The following is a 15,625-nucleotide window of genomic DNA, read 5'->3' on the forward strand; positions in this document are numbered from 1 at the left end:
CGAGATTTTATCGCCAATGCTTTTTCATTAAATACTGTATTGAAGTTATTATTGTTATATTGTTATTATTCTTTTTATTGGTATGACCTTTTAAGTCAATACTAATACATTTGCCGCGCATCGGTCAATAGCTGTACAACGATTAGTACTTTTCTCTCGCCTCGCGCAGCACCCTGCAGATGCCTTCCTTGTCCAACGACAGCTCCATCAATCCCACATGCTCCTGGTAAACGTCCTGAGGGATTGCTTCTTTTATCTCATCTTCCAAAATGTGGTACACCGGCAAGCGCAGGGCTACCCCCGCCAGCGGCCCGGCATAAGTCGGGTCCCCGGCAATTACGGTTTCGGCATAAATGTCCGCGCTGTCAGGGTCTGGACAGCCCAGTATCACCATCAAATCCTCGTTTCCGTACTTCTCAGCCGCCTTCTTCAGTTCTTCCTGGACCAACTGGTCCATCGCGCCGGCAGCAGTTCAGACAAAGCACTGGGTATCCATATAAACGACTTCGGCACCGGCCGCTTTAAGACACTCGGCTATGGCCAGCGCCTGGACGCCATCCCTTTCTCCCAACACAAACATCTTTTTCCCTTTCAGTTCCATGCTTCTCCGTCCTTTCCCTTTCATGTCTGGTACCTTTTCAAATGCCTCAGGCAATGTCGTCAATCAGGTTTCTGATATCCTGGACAGTCAAATGCTGGCCAGCCAATCTCGCCACTTCTTGGCCATCTTTGAACACCAGGAAGGCGGGCAGCCCCATCACGCGATGTTCGATGCACAGCCTGCGGTTTTCAGCACTGTTTATTTTAACTATTTTAACCCTGTCCTTAAACGCCTCGGCCAGCCTTTCCACTTCCGGCATCAGCTTCAGGCAAGGCTGGCAAGACGGGCCCCAAAAATCCACAATCACCGGTTGAGTCGCTTGAAGCACCTCCTCCTCAAAGTTTTCCTTGCTGACCTGAATCATCCAAATCCCTCCTTGCTGATTTCAGTTTCCGTTTTTTTCGATGATAAACGACATGCCGTCGGCAAGCTTGGTCATCTTGCCCAAAAACATGCTCCCTTTGCCCACGAACATGCTATTATTTATTTCTCCGCTCATGATCATCTCCCTGGCGTGGCCCAGGAACGGGACCGCTGACGGGACATGGCCCTGGGTGGGGGCAAATCCGGGCATGCCGTATTTCCTTTCAAAGCCGTCAATTTCCGTTTTGTCCATCTCTCCCCGCAACACCGCCATGCCGGCAATGATCCGATAGTTGCCCCGGGGAACGTTCCCGTTGCCGTTCGGCTCAGTAATATCGGGGTTATGCAGTTCGACCGCGTATTTGTCTATGTCCAAAATACCCTTGCCGATCCGTTCCAGCGGTTTAACGATGAGCGACTGGTAAATCGCCTGGGCGGAGGAACCGGCGTGAATCTCATGCTTGCCGATGGCGTCCAAACGAATGAAGGGGCTTCGTCCATCATCGCTGCCCAGCACAATGGCAAACGCTCCCATCTGGTCCTCAATCACCGGCATGTTGTGCTTGAGGTTTCCAGCAAATTTCATGCCCAGTTTGGCCACGGACCCGCCGCCGATCACGGCCACATTGTTGTGCACGCCGGCCTGGACAAGGCTGGCCGCTATAGTAACCGCATGGGCCGGCCCGCAGCAAAATGCCTTAACATCGCAGCCCGACGCGTTAAGGCACCCGGCATGTTCGGCGATCGCCTTGCCCATGTTGCCTCCGCCCCGCTGGTAGCGGTCCCCCACCGCCTCCTCGTCGCAGGCAATTGCATAGTCTATCTGGTCAGCCGTCACCTCAAAAGCGCGCAGGACATGTCTGAGCGCCACAATACCCGAGGCTTTGTTGCACAGGTTTTCCAATAATATCTGCGGCGTAAGAAACCGGTCTTCCTCGTGCCCTTGCTCCACGCAGCCGATCAGCCGCTCCTTGTCGACGTACAGCGGCTGTGCAACGCCGTCGGCAATCTTTTTTTCAATATCCGGCAATCGCACCCCGCATCCCAGGCATTTCAAGTCTTCTTCACCAATCAGCGGATGAGCGGCTAGTCTTCTTTTAACCTCCTCCTGTAGAAACCGTTCCTCCAGGTGTACAAGGTTGAAAACATCAGCAATTTTCAACCAGCCATAAAATTCCGTTTCAGGCAAGATCTCCCCCCAGCGGCTGAACCGCCTGGCGCCAGGCACCTTTTTGTCTGACCACGACCGTTCATACTCGTACAATTTGTCCGGTCTTAGGTTGCCGATAAAGACCTGGTTCGGCGGATAAGCGACCGCGTCTTCAAAACTGCGCAGGCTGGAAAGAATGCTGAAAAGAACCTGGGGATTTTTTGCTATCTCCCTCTCCGGCTTGGACCCGTAACGCACCAAGCTGGGAACATGGGCAATGACATAAGCAGCCCCTTTTATCACCGGATATTTCATTCGCCTACCTCCCAAAAATCGCCATAACGCATATTCCATAGTAACCTAAATTTTGCTATTCAATGACCGTTGGTGCGGTTATCTGGGTTTGGACTGCGGATAAGGCGCTTCTCACAATTCTTTTCCGCAGTTCGTATTCCTCCGGCGGGGACAAATCGGGATCCCCGGTGGGATAGAGCACGCTGCGCGACGGCACCAAGCGGTTCGACCCCATTTCTTTGGCGACGTTGATCATTGTGCAAACATGAGCAGTGGGAATGCCTGCCCGTTCCAACTCCCTGACCATCACTGCACCGCAGCGAGTACTGGTCCCTCAGGTCGATGTCAGAATGGCCGCCAGTACTCCTGTTTCTTTCAGTTCCCTGGCGATTTCCCGGCCGAAGGAGGCGGCATTTTCCATAGCGGTTGCCGCTCCGGCAGTAGAATAAATAACGGGATGCAAGATGATTTCACCGGTTTCCTCCAATTCGCGCAATGCATCCAAAGGCACCAGCCGGTTGGGATCAGCGGCGACATACCGGTTGTCGTAGCCGAAGTGATTCACTTCCACCTCTTGCGGCGTCAATTTTTTCCAAGAATCTATTTTAATCCTGTACCAGCGCTCGCAGCGCCCCGAGGGCATCCTTTCCGGGTTCCCTTTTATTGTCAGGCCGCCGTCCGTGATCAAGGCCAGCTTAAACCCCTTTTCCCGGGCAGGCGGGGCCGGATTTACCTTCTCGTTTTTCGGAATGGGCAGCTCGCTTTGCCACTTCTCGCCGCGGTGCTTGGCCAGAAGCATGCGAATGGCCCTTTCCGCCGCATTCAGTTCCATCACCACGTTTTGTTTCAATCCGCGCTTGAAAAGCATCTCCCGTTCGCTTACCGACAGTCCTATTCCTTCCAGCAGTTTGACAAGAATGGCGCCCATTAGTGGGAGGCTGTTTTTCATATCCGCTCCCGTGGTGCCGGTGCGAAATATCGGTATATGCTTGCGGAATCTTTCCACCGCCGGGTGTTCCGGGGCCAAGCCTGTTATAACCGGAATGCCCAGTCTTTCCTGTACGGCCCGGCTGACAGAGGCGCAAGCTTCGCCGTACCTGCCAGCCAGAAAAGCAGGCCCGGCTACAAAGCCGTCGGGATGGAGGCTCTCGATCAAGGACATCACTTCTTCCAAAGCGTGCTGGTCCTCCACAAACCGGTTGTCGCCGCACACCACTGTCCCGACGATCTTTAAGGCTCCATTTGAGGTCTGCTCCAGCAGCCGGCCAGGCCCGACGCTGCCTTCCACCTTATACGGCGCGACACCCGCGAAAGCTTCCCCTCCCTTCCCGGCATAAAACTGGTTCAAATAATGGACGATCCTGTAAGGTCTCTGCCCTGCCATAATCACATCTCCTTCTAAAACCGTCTTAACCGTCTTAACGCTTTCCGAACAAAGGATCGGTTGCCTGCCGCTTTAAGTTGCGGGGCATTCTGTAAAGCAGCGCTCCACAATCGGGCAATAATCAGTCCGCTGCAATTTGTCCGCTTTCTTTATGGTCTCCAGGAGAGCCTGCCGGGTGATCTTCGGCGGCGGGTAAAAGTTATTCAAAGACCCCATATATGCCGGCCCTTCTTCTCCCACCAATCCATAGCGGGCTGCCCAGTCGCAGCGCAGGATGTCCGGTTTGCCCCATCTGAACTCGCGTCCTTCAAGCTTAATGACCAGGGCTTCATCCTCGGAAATGGCCTTGACCGGGCAAGAGGTTACGCATTTTTTGCAACCGGTGCACAGCGGCCTGCCTCGATATACATCGCCGTACGACAGAACCGCGTCGGTCACCACAGCGATGAATCTTTGCCGGGGACCGAATTCCGGCGTTAGCACCAGGCCGTTCCATCCCAGTTCCCCCAGCCCTGCCGCTATTGCTGGAAAGCGATTAGCTTTAAGGTCCGGCCGCAGGTTGGAAAACACTTGGGAAGCAAGCCCTTCCAAGTCCTCGACAATCCGGGCTTCAAAGCCGTTGTCGGCCAGGAATTTGGCTGCCTGCAACGCGATCGACTCGTTTTGGAAAAAAGCCTCTTTATGCACTGTGGCAGCATAGTGCGCAGCCTTGAAGGCTGGAGGTTTCCCGGCGTTTTCCACGCTGGCCTTCAGCAGACCCAGGCCTATCACCAGCACTGATTGGGCCGAGGCCAAATAGTCCCGCGCCCGTTTAGGCGTCAACTTAACATCATGAATGACGGGATTGGCCGGCTTCGCTTTCATGTCGCGCGGTTCGGTCGCCTTGGGTCCCCAACCCATCTCCCGGGCGTAAAAGTAATCAATGCCCTGAAACATTTTCTCCAGTTGATCAGCAATGGCATCAAGGCGTTCCACGGGCGTGACCCCGAATAAATCGGCGCCGTGCGAGCGAACCAGTTCTTTAAGTGCGCCTGTCAACATGTCGGGAGATTTGGAGGACGAAGCCAGGGTATATCTGCCTTCGCCTAGCTTCCACTGACACTCGTCCGCAAACGGGATGCTGGAAACCACCACGTGCAGCTGCCACCCCTTGTCGCCGGGAGAAAACCCGGCTGCTGCAGCCACAGCGGCACGATCAACGCCCGTTTCTGCCACGGTATCAAACCCGTGCCTGTTTTGCAGGTGTTTGGCCAGCCACAGAGCGTTGCGACCCACTGTCCTTGCCGTGTCGGCCGCGCAGCCCCGCGGGTAGCTTTGCCCTACCACTATTGCGCTGCTGGCGGTCGGAAGAAAAGCTGTCAAATCAATCCCGCATTTCAGCAGTGTTTCCCTGCCGATCACGGCGAGGTAATCCACCCCTATTTTTTTCGCTAAAGCAAGCATCTCGTTGGAAGCCCGCTCCACGCCTTCTTTGCTCGTGTCCGCCTCTATATCCCTTCGCCGGCGGGGGGAGGGAGAAAAGCTCGGGTCAAAATAACGACGTTGCCTAGGCACGCAATACTTCAAGCACATGCCCATTTTCCAGCTGAAGCGCCATTCCGGGTGGGTCCTGGCCGCCTTTTCGGCAAATTCTTCGATGGTCTGTTCATCGATCTTCTCCGGCCACGGAGCAAATACATCCAGGTTAAAGTTCTCCCCGGCCGAACAGCGCCACAAGTTTTTGTTGGGAAAAGAATATTTTTTTTCACCGAAGTCAACCTCCAGCATACCGTCCACTTCCTTGTCGAAAGCCTGCATGGGGCATTTCTTGGCGCACAGCAGGCATTTATCGCAAAGAGGCGGACCGCTGTATAAGGGATCAGCCACCAACGGCGCATCTGTTATTACGGTAACCAGCCTTTGCCTGGGGCCGAATTCAGGTGTAAGGCAGATGTTGTTCCAGCCTATTTCCCCCAGCCCTGCCGCCACTGCTGCATAATAATGCGTCAGGTCGGCCGCAAAACCGCGCGGGGCGGATTTGCTCGGACGATAGCTCCACCAGACCGTAGCCGGAACCATCAAGGCCCGCCAGCCTTGGTCCTGCAGAAACTTGGCCAGTTTGAACGCCAAAAAGTTCCCGTGCTCGGAGGCAATGTGGTTTGACAATGCAGGGCCGGGAATCCTCACGTCAAGGTTCCCGCCAAGTTCGACACAGGAGTCGAGATAATGAAACCCGCAGACCACGGCCGCCTTGCTGCCGGGCATAATTCCCTGGGGAGAACGTTCCAGCGGAGCCGACTGCCAGCGGTCCACCGAAGCTATCCCGACCACATCCGCGCCCAGGTCATAGGCAAATTCCTTTACTGCCTTCGTTAAATCGCGATCCAATTGATCATCACTTCCTAACGCTAAATTTCCACCAGCGCGACCCGTGAAGCGCCCAGCTGGCTTATTGCCCCGCTGATGTCCCGAAATCGCACGCGCAGGGCGGAGTTCGAGGGCTGCGGCTTGTCGGCCGGGTCGTCTGAAAACGGGCCAATAAGCGGGCCTCCGCCAACAACCTTCGCCTGTTCGGAAAGAGTTACCCACGCGTCGTTTATTCCCACCGACACCAGGGCGTCGGCAGCAGGCGAGTATGCTGTGAGCAGGTCCCGGATGGTACCGTCTCCCAAATGGGACCAGATGATGGCGCAGGTGCGGACTCCCCTTTGCTCTAAGTTCTCGATAATCTGCATCACGTCCGATTCGGGGATCCCTCCGCCCACTTTGGTGATAAGCGCCAGATCCGCCTTTAAAATATTGGACACCAGATTGACCGCCATTTGCACCGACCGTTCCCGCCGTTCCCGCGTAACGTGCGCGGCGTACGCCACCACGCCGGCAAAATCAAGCTCCTTCCCGTGCCGCTGGTAAAGCCCTTTGATGACCGGGTTGTTCTGGAAGGTGTATGTATCGACGCCGAGATTGAAATCAGGTGAAATCACCGCGCCATCCAGCAATTCATTGGGGTGCAGGACGGTCGGAAGCATGCCCGACAGGTCGTCGCCGTACAGGATGGCTTCTCCCTTTTCCGAGCTCTGGTGAGAAGCCAGCATGCAAACATAAGCCACCCGCGGCAGCCCTGGGGGGCAAGAGTCGAGCGCATAGGCCACCGTATTCGCTGGTTCAGTAGAAGCCGCAGCCTTGGCCAGATAACTCCCCACTCGCAATCCGATTTTTTTTAGGCGCCTGTAATATTCGCCCTTGCTCATGTCTTGGCGTTTAGGTTCGGCGCGCAGCGCGAGGTGGAAATGGCCGGCATGCGGCGTGAGCTCGGCCCCCACCCCTGATTTGTCCAGAATTTTATTGTGACGGCTGGGCAGGCTGGAAATCGCCAGCACCGAAAACCCGCTCAGCGCGGCTGAACTTCCGTGCCCCACAGTCTGAACCGCATCGAGAAACCCTGGGTAGTTGAAAACCCCTTCTCCCAACCGCGAATGAGCCGGAATCACATCGAAAACATTCACCACTCTGCTCGGGGTATGGGGCGAAACCAGTTCCATCTCGACAATATCAACATCCTTCAGGTCACCGGCACTTTCCAGAAGAGATAAAACGTTTTCCCTGCAAACAGTGAGACGTCCACCTTTGTATTCTGTGGCTTTACCCCACTCCACGGAACTTACCGGATACTCGTTTATCTTCAGCTGCATGATACGGTCTCCTCGCCTTTATTAGTTTTCTTGTCTGCTTCTTAAATAGATAATTTAGCAAAAGGTATTGATTTATACAATCGATAATATTTATACTATTAATATAATTAATCTATTAATTGGGGGCGTTTCTATGGAAATACACCAGCTGGAATATGTGCTGGCCCTGCAAAAGTACATGCAGTTTTCGCTGGCCGCGGAGGAAATCAACATTTCGCAACCCACCTTGTCGCACGGCATAAAAAAGCTGGAGCAGGAACTTGGAGTCAACCTGTTTACCCGCAATACCAGAAACGTGCAGTTAACCCCCGCCGGGGAGGAGTTCGTCGTTTATGCCAAACGCATCCTGTCGGAAATTGACAAGGCTAAGAACGCCATGCTGGCGCATGCCAATCTGGACAAGGGCAACATAAAAGTGGGGGCCATTCCCACAATTACTTACCTGGGCATAACTTCCGTCATCGCGGCCTTTCAAAAAACATATCCCGGCATCAACATGGAAATCAGCGAAGAAGACACCGATGTTCTTATCAAAAAAATGCATGCCTCCGAACTTGATGCCGCCTTCCTCAATTCTACGAATATCTCCCACGACGAACTGGAATTCTATCCGCTCATCAATGACAAACTGGTTCTTCTGGTCTCAGCTTCCCACGAGCTGGCCCGGCAAAAAAACGTGAACCTGGCCGATCTGTCTGCAGAAAAGTTTATGGTTGTGACCGGACTAAGGAACGATTTTGTAAATTCATGCCGCCTGGCCGGGTTTGAACCAAACATTGTCCTGGTAAGCATCCAGGCACTTACGGTCAAAGAACTGGTAGAGGAGGGTCTGGGCATAGCGCCGTTTACTACCCGCATTGCCGAGTTTTTTTCCAGCCCCCGGACGGCCATCGTGAATTTTACTCCCGAAATTAAGCGAACCATCGCTCTTACGGTCGCCAAGCATAATAAAACGATAACCACCCAAGCATTCAAGGATTTCATCTTAAAAAATTTCCGCAAAATATGAGGTTGGCGTTTGTTTATGGCAAAACCTGCAGCCCGGCCGAAATTATAGCAGCCTTGCTGCGGTCCATCAGTTCCGCGGAGGGAGGCAGCAATTCAGGCAGCCGATAAACGCGTTCCAATTGATCATATTTACTCATGCCGTAACGATGGTATGGCAACAGCTCCACTCCCTTCAAATATGGGAGCGAGCGCAAAAACTCCGCGGCCCTGTAAATGTTTTCGCCGTCATTCAAACCCGGCACCACAACCATTCTTACGACAAGATCGCGGCCGCGCCTGCCAAGCACGTATGATGCCCGTTTCAAATTCTCAAGAATCAAGTCGTTCCCTTTGCCGGTGATTTTCAAATGTTCTTCCGGGTCCATATGTTTGATGTCAATGAACAGCCAGTCAACTTCTTCCAGCACCTTTTCAAATATTTCTCCGTTGCCGTAAGCACTGGTCTCCATGGCGGTGTGAATGCCATTCTTGCGGCAGTATTGGAGCAAAACCAACAGCGCCTCCCCTTGGCAAAGGGGATCCCCCCCCGTGAAGGTAACACCGCCTCCCGTCTTTCGATATAAGAGCCTGTTTTTTTCTATAATTTTAATCGCATCACTAATTTGCCAATTCTCGCCCCAGATTTCCAGGGCTTTAGAGGGGCAAGCCCGGACGCACTCTCCGCACAAATTACACTTGCCCCTCTCCACCCTTAATTCCGGCTGTCTTAATCCGCAGTCTTTCTTCAATTGAATAGCCCCGGCGGGGCATTTTTCTTCGCAGAAACCACAACCAATACACCGCACCTGCCTGTACACCAGGTCCGGCTTGCTGGTTTGCCCTTCAGGATTTGAACACCAGAGGCATCTCAGCCGGCAACCCTTGAGATACACTGAGGTCCTTATTCCGGGCCCGTCATGCACCGCGGCAAAATCCACTTTCCAGATGTTTATCATTTGCCGATTCTCCTTAGTGATATTAAAACCAATTGCGCCCCTGCTCCATCTTCTGATGCTGAAATTTCAATTAACAAACAGGCTGTCTGTCCCTCCATAAACTTGCGTTGGATTGGCTGCCGCCGGGCATCCTGCCCTATATGTTGAGCGAGGTCCGGTTGATTATTTCATCCTGCACTTCTTTAGGGAGCTCAATAAAGTTGGCAACATATCCGGCCACCCTGACCATCAGCGTTGGATATTTTTCCGGGTGCTTCTGCGCGTCAAGGAGCACTTCTTTGTCCTGGCAGTTGATCTGGATATGGTGGCCGCCAAGGCTGATGTAGATGTCAATCAGCTCCACCAGCCGGTGCAGTTTTTCCCGGCTGTCAATATTGGTGAAATACATGTTGTGAATGCTACCAAAACCTGTATCCAGGCCCAGTTTGGTGACCGACCGGATATGCGCCAGCGGCCCGCTGGTATCCCGGTTATCGTTCGGGCCAATATGCGAGGAAAGCGGCAGTCCGGCCTTGCGGCCGTCAGGCGTCGCCCATGTGAATGTGCCTGCCGAAATATACCCGGTGGCTATGCAGCAGGACGGTATGCATCTTTCCCCAAACGGCAGCCTGTACTTGCGGACCTCGGCGCAGAAAAACTGCCATACTTCCCGGGCCAGGTCGTCCACATACTCATCGTCATTGCCGTATTTGGGAGCGTCGTTAATCAACAGCTGCCGGATCGGCTCGTATCCTTCAAAATTGGCGTCGATGGCCTGTATCAGCTCGTCCATGGTGATCCGTTTTTCTTCGTAAACCAGCTTCTTGATGGCCGCCAGGCTGTCAGCCGCGGTAGCGATTCCGCCGGTAATGGCAATGCTCGGCCCGACGTTGATTTGGGCCCCGCCGGCGCTGGCCCAACGGCCGCGCTCGATGCACGATTCAGTGGTGAGGCTTTGCACCAGCAACGGCAAATGCTGCATCTTAATCTTTTCGGCATACAGGGCGGCGGCATGGCAGTCTTTCACCTGCTGGGCCACCTGCTTCTTAAACGCAGCCAGGAATTCATCGAACGTCTTGAACTGCCGGGGTTCACCGGTTTCCACCCCCACCGTCTCGCCGGACATGTTCTGGTCGGGCATGCGCTTGCGGCCGTTGTACAGCACTGCTTCCAGGGCAATACCCACATTGAATTTACCCGCGGAAGGATAGCCATACTGCTTGCCGCCCGGCCCGTAGAACTCCGTGCATCCCCTTATCCAGCCCACCCTGGCCTCTTCCCTGGTAAAGCCGGCTTCCATCAGCTGGGTCTTGGTCGTTTCCGTGCTGATAAATTTAGGCAGGCCCAAACCCAGGGCCACCAGTTCGGCGGCCTTGATCTTCAGTTCATACGGCGTTTCACGGGAATGGCACAGCAGGACGATGTCGGGCTGCACTGTCCTCACGGCCTTGGCCGCATCAAGGACCAGATAGGATATTTCATTGGAGGCATCTTTGCCCTCACTGTTAAGACCGCCGATGCAAATTGTCTGGCCGGGGAACAGCCCTGCCGCTCTCAAGGCGGTCACTTTGTCACACAGCCACAAGTTGCCGCTTATCTTGAGGAGCAAGCATTCCATCAGCTCCTGAGCTTTCTCCCGCGTGAGGAGGCCTTTCTCCATATCAGCCTTGTAAAAAGGATACATGAGCTGGTCAATTCGCCCGATGGTGTACGCCGGGCCGGGCCCTTCCATATGCATAATCATATGGATGAACCAGAGGGACTGCAGCGCTTCCCTGAAGGAGCGCGCCCCGCGATAAGGAACCCATTCCATTGTTTCCGCGATCTCCAACAACTCCTGCTTGCGGGCTGAATCATTTTCCCGGCCGGCCATCTCGCGCGCCTTCTCGGCGTACTTGGCGGCAAATTCCCTGATGGCCTTGATCACCATCAGCAGCGCATTATAGAAATGTTCCTTGCCCACGTCTTCCGGATTGGCGCAGTCCAAAGCCGCAAGCTGCCTGTTGATTCTCTCCTCGTGCCACTGCAACCCCTGTTCAAGGATAGGCTCATAATAGGGGTTGAAGTGCGAGCCGCCCTGGTGGAAATACCCCGCCGTCTCCGCCCAGCCGGTCCCTTCGATCTTCCGCCGCAGGTCGGGCGGGCATAACTTGGTAGTCAAGGCATAGGTGGTCTTGTCCAGCCAGTAGGGCAGCAGCTCCTTGGCCTCCGCTATCTGCTCCGGCATCACGGTGAACGGGTTTACTGTGCGGCTGGACAGCCCGTCAATTTCATCGATCAGCCAGGAAGCGTGATTGATGGGTAAAACCGGGATTTTCTTCAAACCGCAAGATGGAAGCCCTACGATAAGTTCTCCCTCGCCGATTATTGCGGGCAAATATTGCGTGGCCCTGTAAAATGACCTGGCAAAACGCATTGGCACCGGTTCGCCTTCCGTCTCTTTAAACACTTCGGTATATGCCCTGGCCGTGTGAAGGCAAATGCCGGGGACCGCCGACCGCAGGGCAAGGCTCAACCTTTTCACCCTCTCCGTGCTGCCTATATCAGCGCGCATCCCCTTCCGCAGTTCCTCCGAATAGTTCAACTCCCGCTCCAGCTCCAAGAGTTTAGCCATAGTTTTCCAACCCCCTTTGAATTAAATCGTTTATTGTCAGTATAAATATTTCTCTTCATCGCCTATCACGCTCAGGATGATAAACACGACAGTGACCAACATCAAGCCTGAACCAAACAGCATGGCCAAGTATAAATAGACAATCGGGATCTGAATATAAGCCATGGTCAGTTTCCCTGTTCTCATCGCCGCCCCGATCATGCTGATGCTTCTCCAGCCAATCACGCCAATAAATATGCACGCCAATAAATATCCAACCACAGTCAGGACTTTCTTTACCTTAATATTCCAATTGGCAATTATTTGCTGGATAAAATCAACCGACACATGGCCTTTTTCTTGGAACCCGTAGGCAGAGCCCAAAAATACCGCCCAAATCAATATGTAGCGGGAAACATCCACCACCCACACGGGAGGTTTGGCGAACAAATACCGCAAAATGCTCTCCAGGCTTTGAAAAATTGCCACCAGGAAAAACAGGGCGCCGGCCAAAGCGGCCATATTATCGTTTATTCGAGACAACAACTTGGGGTATTTCATTGTTGCCCTCCTTTCTGCTCGGTAATGTCCCCGGGGAACATTTCGCTCATTACATGCGCGACGGCAAATACAGCGCTATCTGCGGGAAAATGGTCAACAGGATTAGACTTATGATAAGAACTATCACAAAAGGTACAGTGCCTTTGCTGACTTCTTTCATTGGCGTCCCGGTAACCGACGTCAGGATAAAAAGATTCATCCCTACCGGCGGAGTAATCATGGCAATTTCAATGCACAGGGTGGACACTATGCCGATCCAAATCGGGTCAAAGCCATAGGCGACAAGGGTCGAAAAGATAAAAGGTATAGTCAAAATGATCATGCTCATCGGGTCAATAATCATGCCCAGGATAAACCATATGGCATAAACCATTATAATAATAAGCCATTTATTGGCAATAGTGCCCGTCATAAAGCTGGCCAGCTCCTGCGATATGCCCAGATAGCTTACCAAATAACTCAACGAAATGCCGCCAAACAATAGAAACATAACCATGCTGCTGCTTCTGGCCGTCGCTTTAAAAACATCTACCAGCACCCCGCTGCTAAATTTTTTGTTAATGGCAATTATTATCAATGCTCCAATTACTCCTACACCGGCCATTTCCGTCGGAGTAGCGATACCCAGATACAAAACAGACAAAATCAAAACGATCAAGGCGATGGGAGGGGACATCAGCAACAGGTCTTTCTTCAGCTCAGCCAGCTTAAACTTATCCAGGTCAACAGGCGGGCTCTCATCCTGTTGTCCTGCATTTTCCGTCCCGGCTCCCACGAGCTTTGGGTTCAGCTTCGCTCTTAACAAAATAAACATAATGAGCAAGAAGCTGTTTAACAGCCCTGGCAGTATACCAGCCATAAACAGTTTTACTATAGAGGTCTCGGTAATTATTCCGAAAATAGCAAGAGGAATACTGGGGGGAACCATAATGCCGATCGTGCCGCCAGCCGCCACCAGCCCGATGGCAAAATTTTCGTTCCAATTGCGTTTAACCATTTCCTTAATTGAAATGCGCCCCACTGCTGCAGCTGTAGCAGGACTTGAACCGCACAGGGCGGCAAATATAGTACATGCTAAAACAGCGCCGACTCCCAACCCGCTTTTGACCTTCTTCAGCCATTTGCTGAGCACGGTAAAGAGATCGCTGGCGATGCCTCCTTGGGCAAGGAACTCGGCCATGAGCAGGAAGAGGGGTACGATCAATTGATTAATATTTGTCCCTTCAGAATAGACGACATTCCCGATTTGGATGAAATGTGAAGGCGGCAGCAAGAAATAAATGCCCGTAACAGCTACGAACCCTATGGCAAAGGCCACTGGAGTCCCGACAACAATAATTATGAAAAGCAGCAGGGCCAACAGCAGCAACGTTTCAACAAAAGCCATCACAATGCCTCCCCGTAATGTTTGCAGTTAGCCCCAGATAAATTCTGACGGCCGAAGGATGATTCAGGCGGACGCATTTATTTGCTTTGCAAACCTTTCATTAAACTCCGGCCGTCAGAATTGATGATATGGGTGCTAGCGCATAAACTCAGCCAATTCAAGGGCAGAAAAATTTAATTTTATTTCGTTAACTTTTATTTGTTCAACTCTTCGAAGGCCTTCATCAGCTCCAGGCCGCCCTCTTTTACATTTCCTTTGATTTGTTCAAGCAGGGTTTTGGACACCTTCGCGAACTCTTTATTTTCGTCTGGTGTCAGTTCGTATGCCTTAACCCCTTTAGCCTTGGCGTCCGCCAACAATTTTTGATAGCTTTCCACCGTTTTCTGCCTGTGAAATTCCGTCAGCTTGGGAAATGCGCGTTTGATTGCCTCTTGCTGTTCCTTTGTCAACTTGTCCCAGGTCTTTTGGCTGAAGATCACGCCGGCATAAATCTCCATCTGGTCTGTAATGGCCAAATTTTTTGAAACCTCATACAGTTTGAAAGCCTGTGTGGCCGCCCAGCTGGTATTTACCAAATCAATGACCTTGCGTTCAAGAGAAGTCGGCACATCGGCAATAGGGATGGTCATCGGCGTACCGCCCCACAACCTTACCGCTTCGCCGCTCCATTTACTTGCTGTGCGGACTATGGTGCCTTTTAAATCCGCCGGCTTATGGACCTCTTTATTCCCGACAAAGACCAGGGTTCCCGGCGGAATGGCCCCAATGTATACCACGCCATATTTGCTGAATATCTTCTGCAATATTGGAGTTGTGAGAGTTGCAAACTTGTCAAATTTGTCCATATTGTATGAACATGCTCCAGGTATTTCAAACGGAAGCGTCTCGGGAATTGTAGTGGAAATATATGCATTCTGGAAATGGGCTATATCTACAGTGCCGTTCATTATCGCATCAATGACATCCGGATCTTGCACCAGCGATCCTGAATGATATACCTGAACTTTAATTTGGCCACCGCTTTCCTTTTCCACCTGCTGGGCAAAATAGCTGTACGATTGGCCGTGCAGGCTGCCTTCCGGGTTCTGGTTGGCCATTTTTAAAATTACTGGGGACGGTTTCGGTTCTTCTTTTTTTGCCTCTTCATTGGTGCCGGTTGTTTTCGTGCATCCGAACAGCAGCAAAACAGCAAGGAATACCGCCGTCGTCAGGAGGGCAAAAGCTCTTTTCTCCCAAAGCCTCATTCAACTTCCTCCCCTCAAAACATTTAGAAATTTTCTACAAGCAGCTCTGTAAAACCCCTGGCTTCATTTTGCCGCCATCCAACACCCCCCCTTTTCACATTAATTAGTCGGCGGATTTGTATCATTTCAAGTCAACCCGTGTTGATGCCGACACAATATTTTGTATTTTTCAAGGTTGCTAACCTATTCTGCAACCATATTATTTTTTTATAAATACAATTTAAATTATGGTTGTTATTATAGGTTTTCTTTTTCATTATTTTTTGATATTTTTATTGAAAAAATATTCTGCATCATTTGATCAGCAATATTATAACAATATTAATTCTTGTAATAATTATTCTAATGCTGTTCTTTGATTAGTACAATCTATGTTTTGAATCAATATATTGATTTTATCTCACTAGCGTTGCATAAAAAAGATTAACCAATTTACAATGCTATCGGGTCAAATG

General features: G+C 51.9%; 12 protein-coding genes. 1 reads left to right on the forward strand and 11 read right to left on the reverse strand.

All coding sequences use genetic code 11. The features are described from left to right. Positions 1-142 precede the first annotated feature (142 nt). From grdA to NUV48_11890, 6 genes are all read right to left on the reverse strand, one after another. Positions 143-601 carry a glycine/sarcosine/betaine reductase complex selenoprotein A gene (gene grdA / locus NUV48_11865; GenBank protein ID MCR4442834.1) on the reverse strand — a complete coding sequence of 153 codons (459 nt, stop codon included), beginning with the start codon at positions 599-601 and terminating at the stop codon, positions 143-145. A gap of 46 nt (positions 602-647) precedes the next feature. Then, positions 648-965 (reverse strand): thioredoxin family protein, encoded by a 318-nt coding sequence (locus NUV48_11870; GenBank protein MCR4442835.1) that lies wholly within the window; start codon positions 963-965, stop codon positions 648-650. 21 nt (positions 966-986) lie between these two features. Continuing rightward, entirely contained in the window at positions 987-2,429 is a 1,443-nt protein-coding gene (gene grdC, locus NUV48_11875) for a glycine/sarcosine/betaine reductase complex component C subunit beta (GenBank protein ID MCR4442836.1), read from the reverse strand. A 55-nt stretch (positions 2,430-2,484) separates the two neighbouring features. Further along, a complete protein-coding gene (locus NUV48_11880; GenBank protein MCR4442837.1) occupies positions 2,485-3,792 on the reverse strand; it encodes a glycine/betaine/sarcosine/D-proline family reductase selenoprotein B in 1,308 nt (435 codons plus the stop codon). A gap of 72 nt (positions 3,793-3,864) precedes the next feature. Beyond that, the gene (locus tag NUV48_11885; protein MCR4442838.1) at positions 3,865-6,159 is read right to left on the reverse strand and encodes a hypothetical protein; all 2,295 of its coding nucleotides are present in this window, start codon (positions 6,157-6,159) and stop codon (positions 3,865-3,867) included. A 20-nt stretch (positions 6,160-6,179) separates the two neighbouring features. After that, positions 6,180-7,463, reverse strand: coding sequence for a glycine/sarcosine/betaine reductase component B subunit (locus NUV48_11890; GenBank protein MCR4442839.1), 1,284 nt, complete (start codon positions 7,461-7,463; stop codon positions 6,180-6,182). Positions 7,464-7,596: 133 nt separating this feature from the next. Here NUV48_11890 and NUV48_11895 point away from each other — a divergent pair, with 133 nt between their 5' ends. Beyond that, positions 7,597-8,472 carry a LysR family transcriptional regulator gene (locus NUV48_11895; protein ID MCR4442840.1) on the forward strand — a complete coding sequence of 292 codons (876 nt, stop codon included), beginning with the start codon at positions 7,597-7,599 and terminating at the stop codon, positions 8,470-8,472. Between the two features lie 13 nt (positions 8,473-8,485). Here NUV48_11895 and NUV48_11900 read toward each other — a convergent pair whose 3' ends face one another. The 5 genes from NUV48_11900 to NUV48_11920 form a co-directional block, all read right to left on the reverse strand. After that, complete coding sequence (locus NUV48_11900) at positions 8,486-9,406, reverse strand: glycyl-radical enzyme activating protein (protein MCR4442841.1); 921 nt, start codon at positions 9,404-9,406, stop codon at positions 8,486-8,488. A gap of 136 nt (positions 9,407-9,542) precedes the next feature. Continuing rightward, positions 9,543-11,999 carry a hypothetical protein gene (locus NUV48_11905; GenBank protein MCR4442842.1) on the reverse strand — a complete coding sequence of 819 codons (2,457 nt, stop codon included), beginning with the start codon at positions 11,997-11,999 and terminating at the stop codon, positions 9,543-9,545. A gap of 36 nt (positions 12,000-12,035) precedes the next feature. Further along, positions 12,036-12,539 (reverse strand): TRAP transporter small permease subunit, encoded by a 504-nt coding sequence (locus NUV48_11910; protein ID MCR4442843.1) that lies wholly within the window; start codon positions 12,537-12,539, stop codon positions 12,036-12,038. Between the two features lie 49 nt (positions 12,540-12,588). Then, positions 12,589-13,926, reverse strand: coding sequence for a TRAP transporter large permease subunit (locus NUV48_11915; protein ID MCR4442844.1), 1,338 nt, complete (start codon positions 13,924-13,926; stop codon positions 12,589-12,591). Between the two features lie 194 nt (positions 13,927-14,120). Next, positions 14,121-15,170, reverse strand: a complete 1,050-nt coding sequence (locus tag NUV48_11920; protein MCR4442845.1) for a TRAP transporter substrate-binding protein — start codon at positions 15,168-15,170, stop codon at positions 14,121-14,123. Positions 15,171-15,625: the final 455 nt, after the last annotated feature.

This window comes from Peptococcaceae bacterium (genome assembly GCA_024655825.1).
In the GTDB taxonomy this organism is placed as follows: Bacteria; Bacillota; Peptococcia; order DRI-13; family PHAD01; genus JANLFJ01.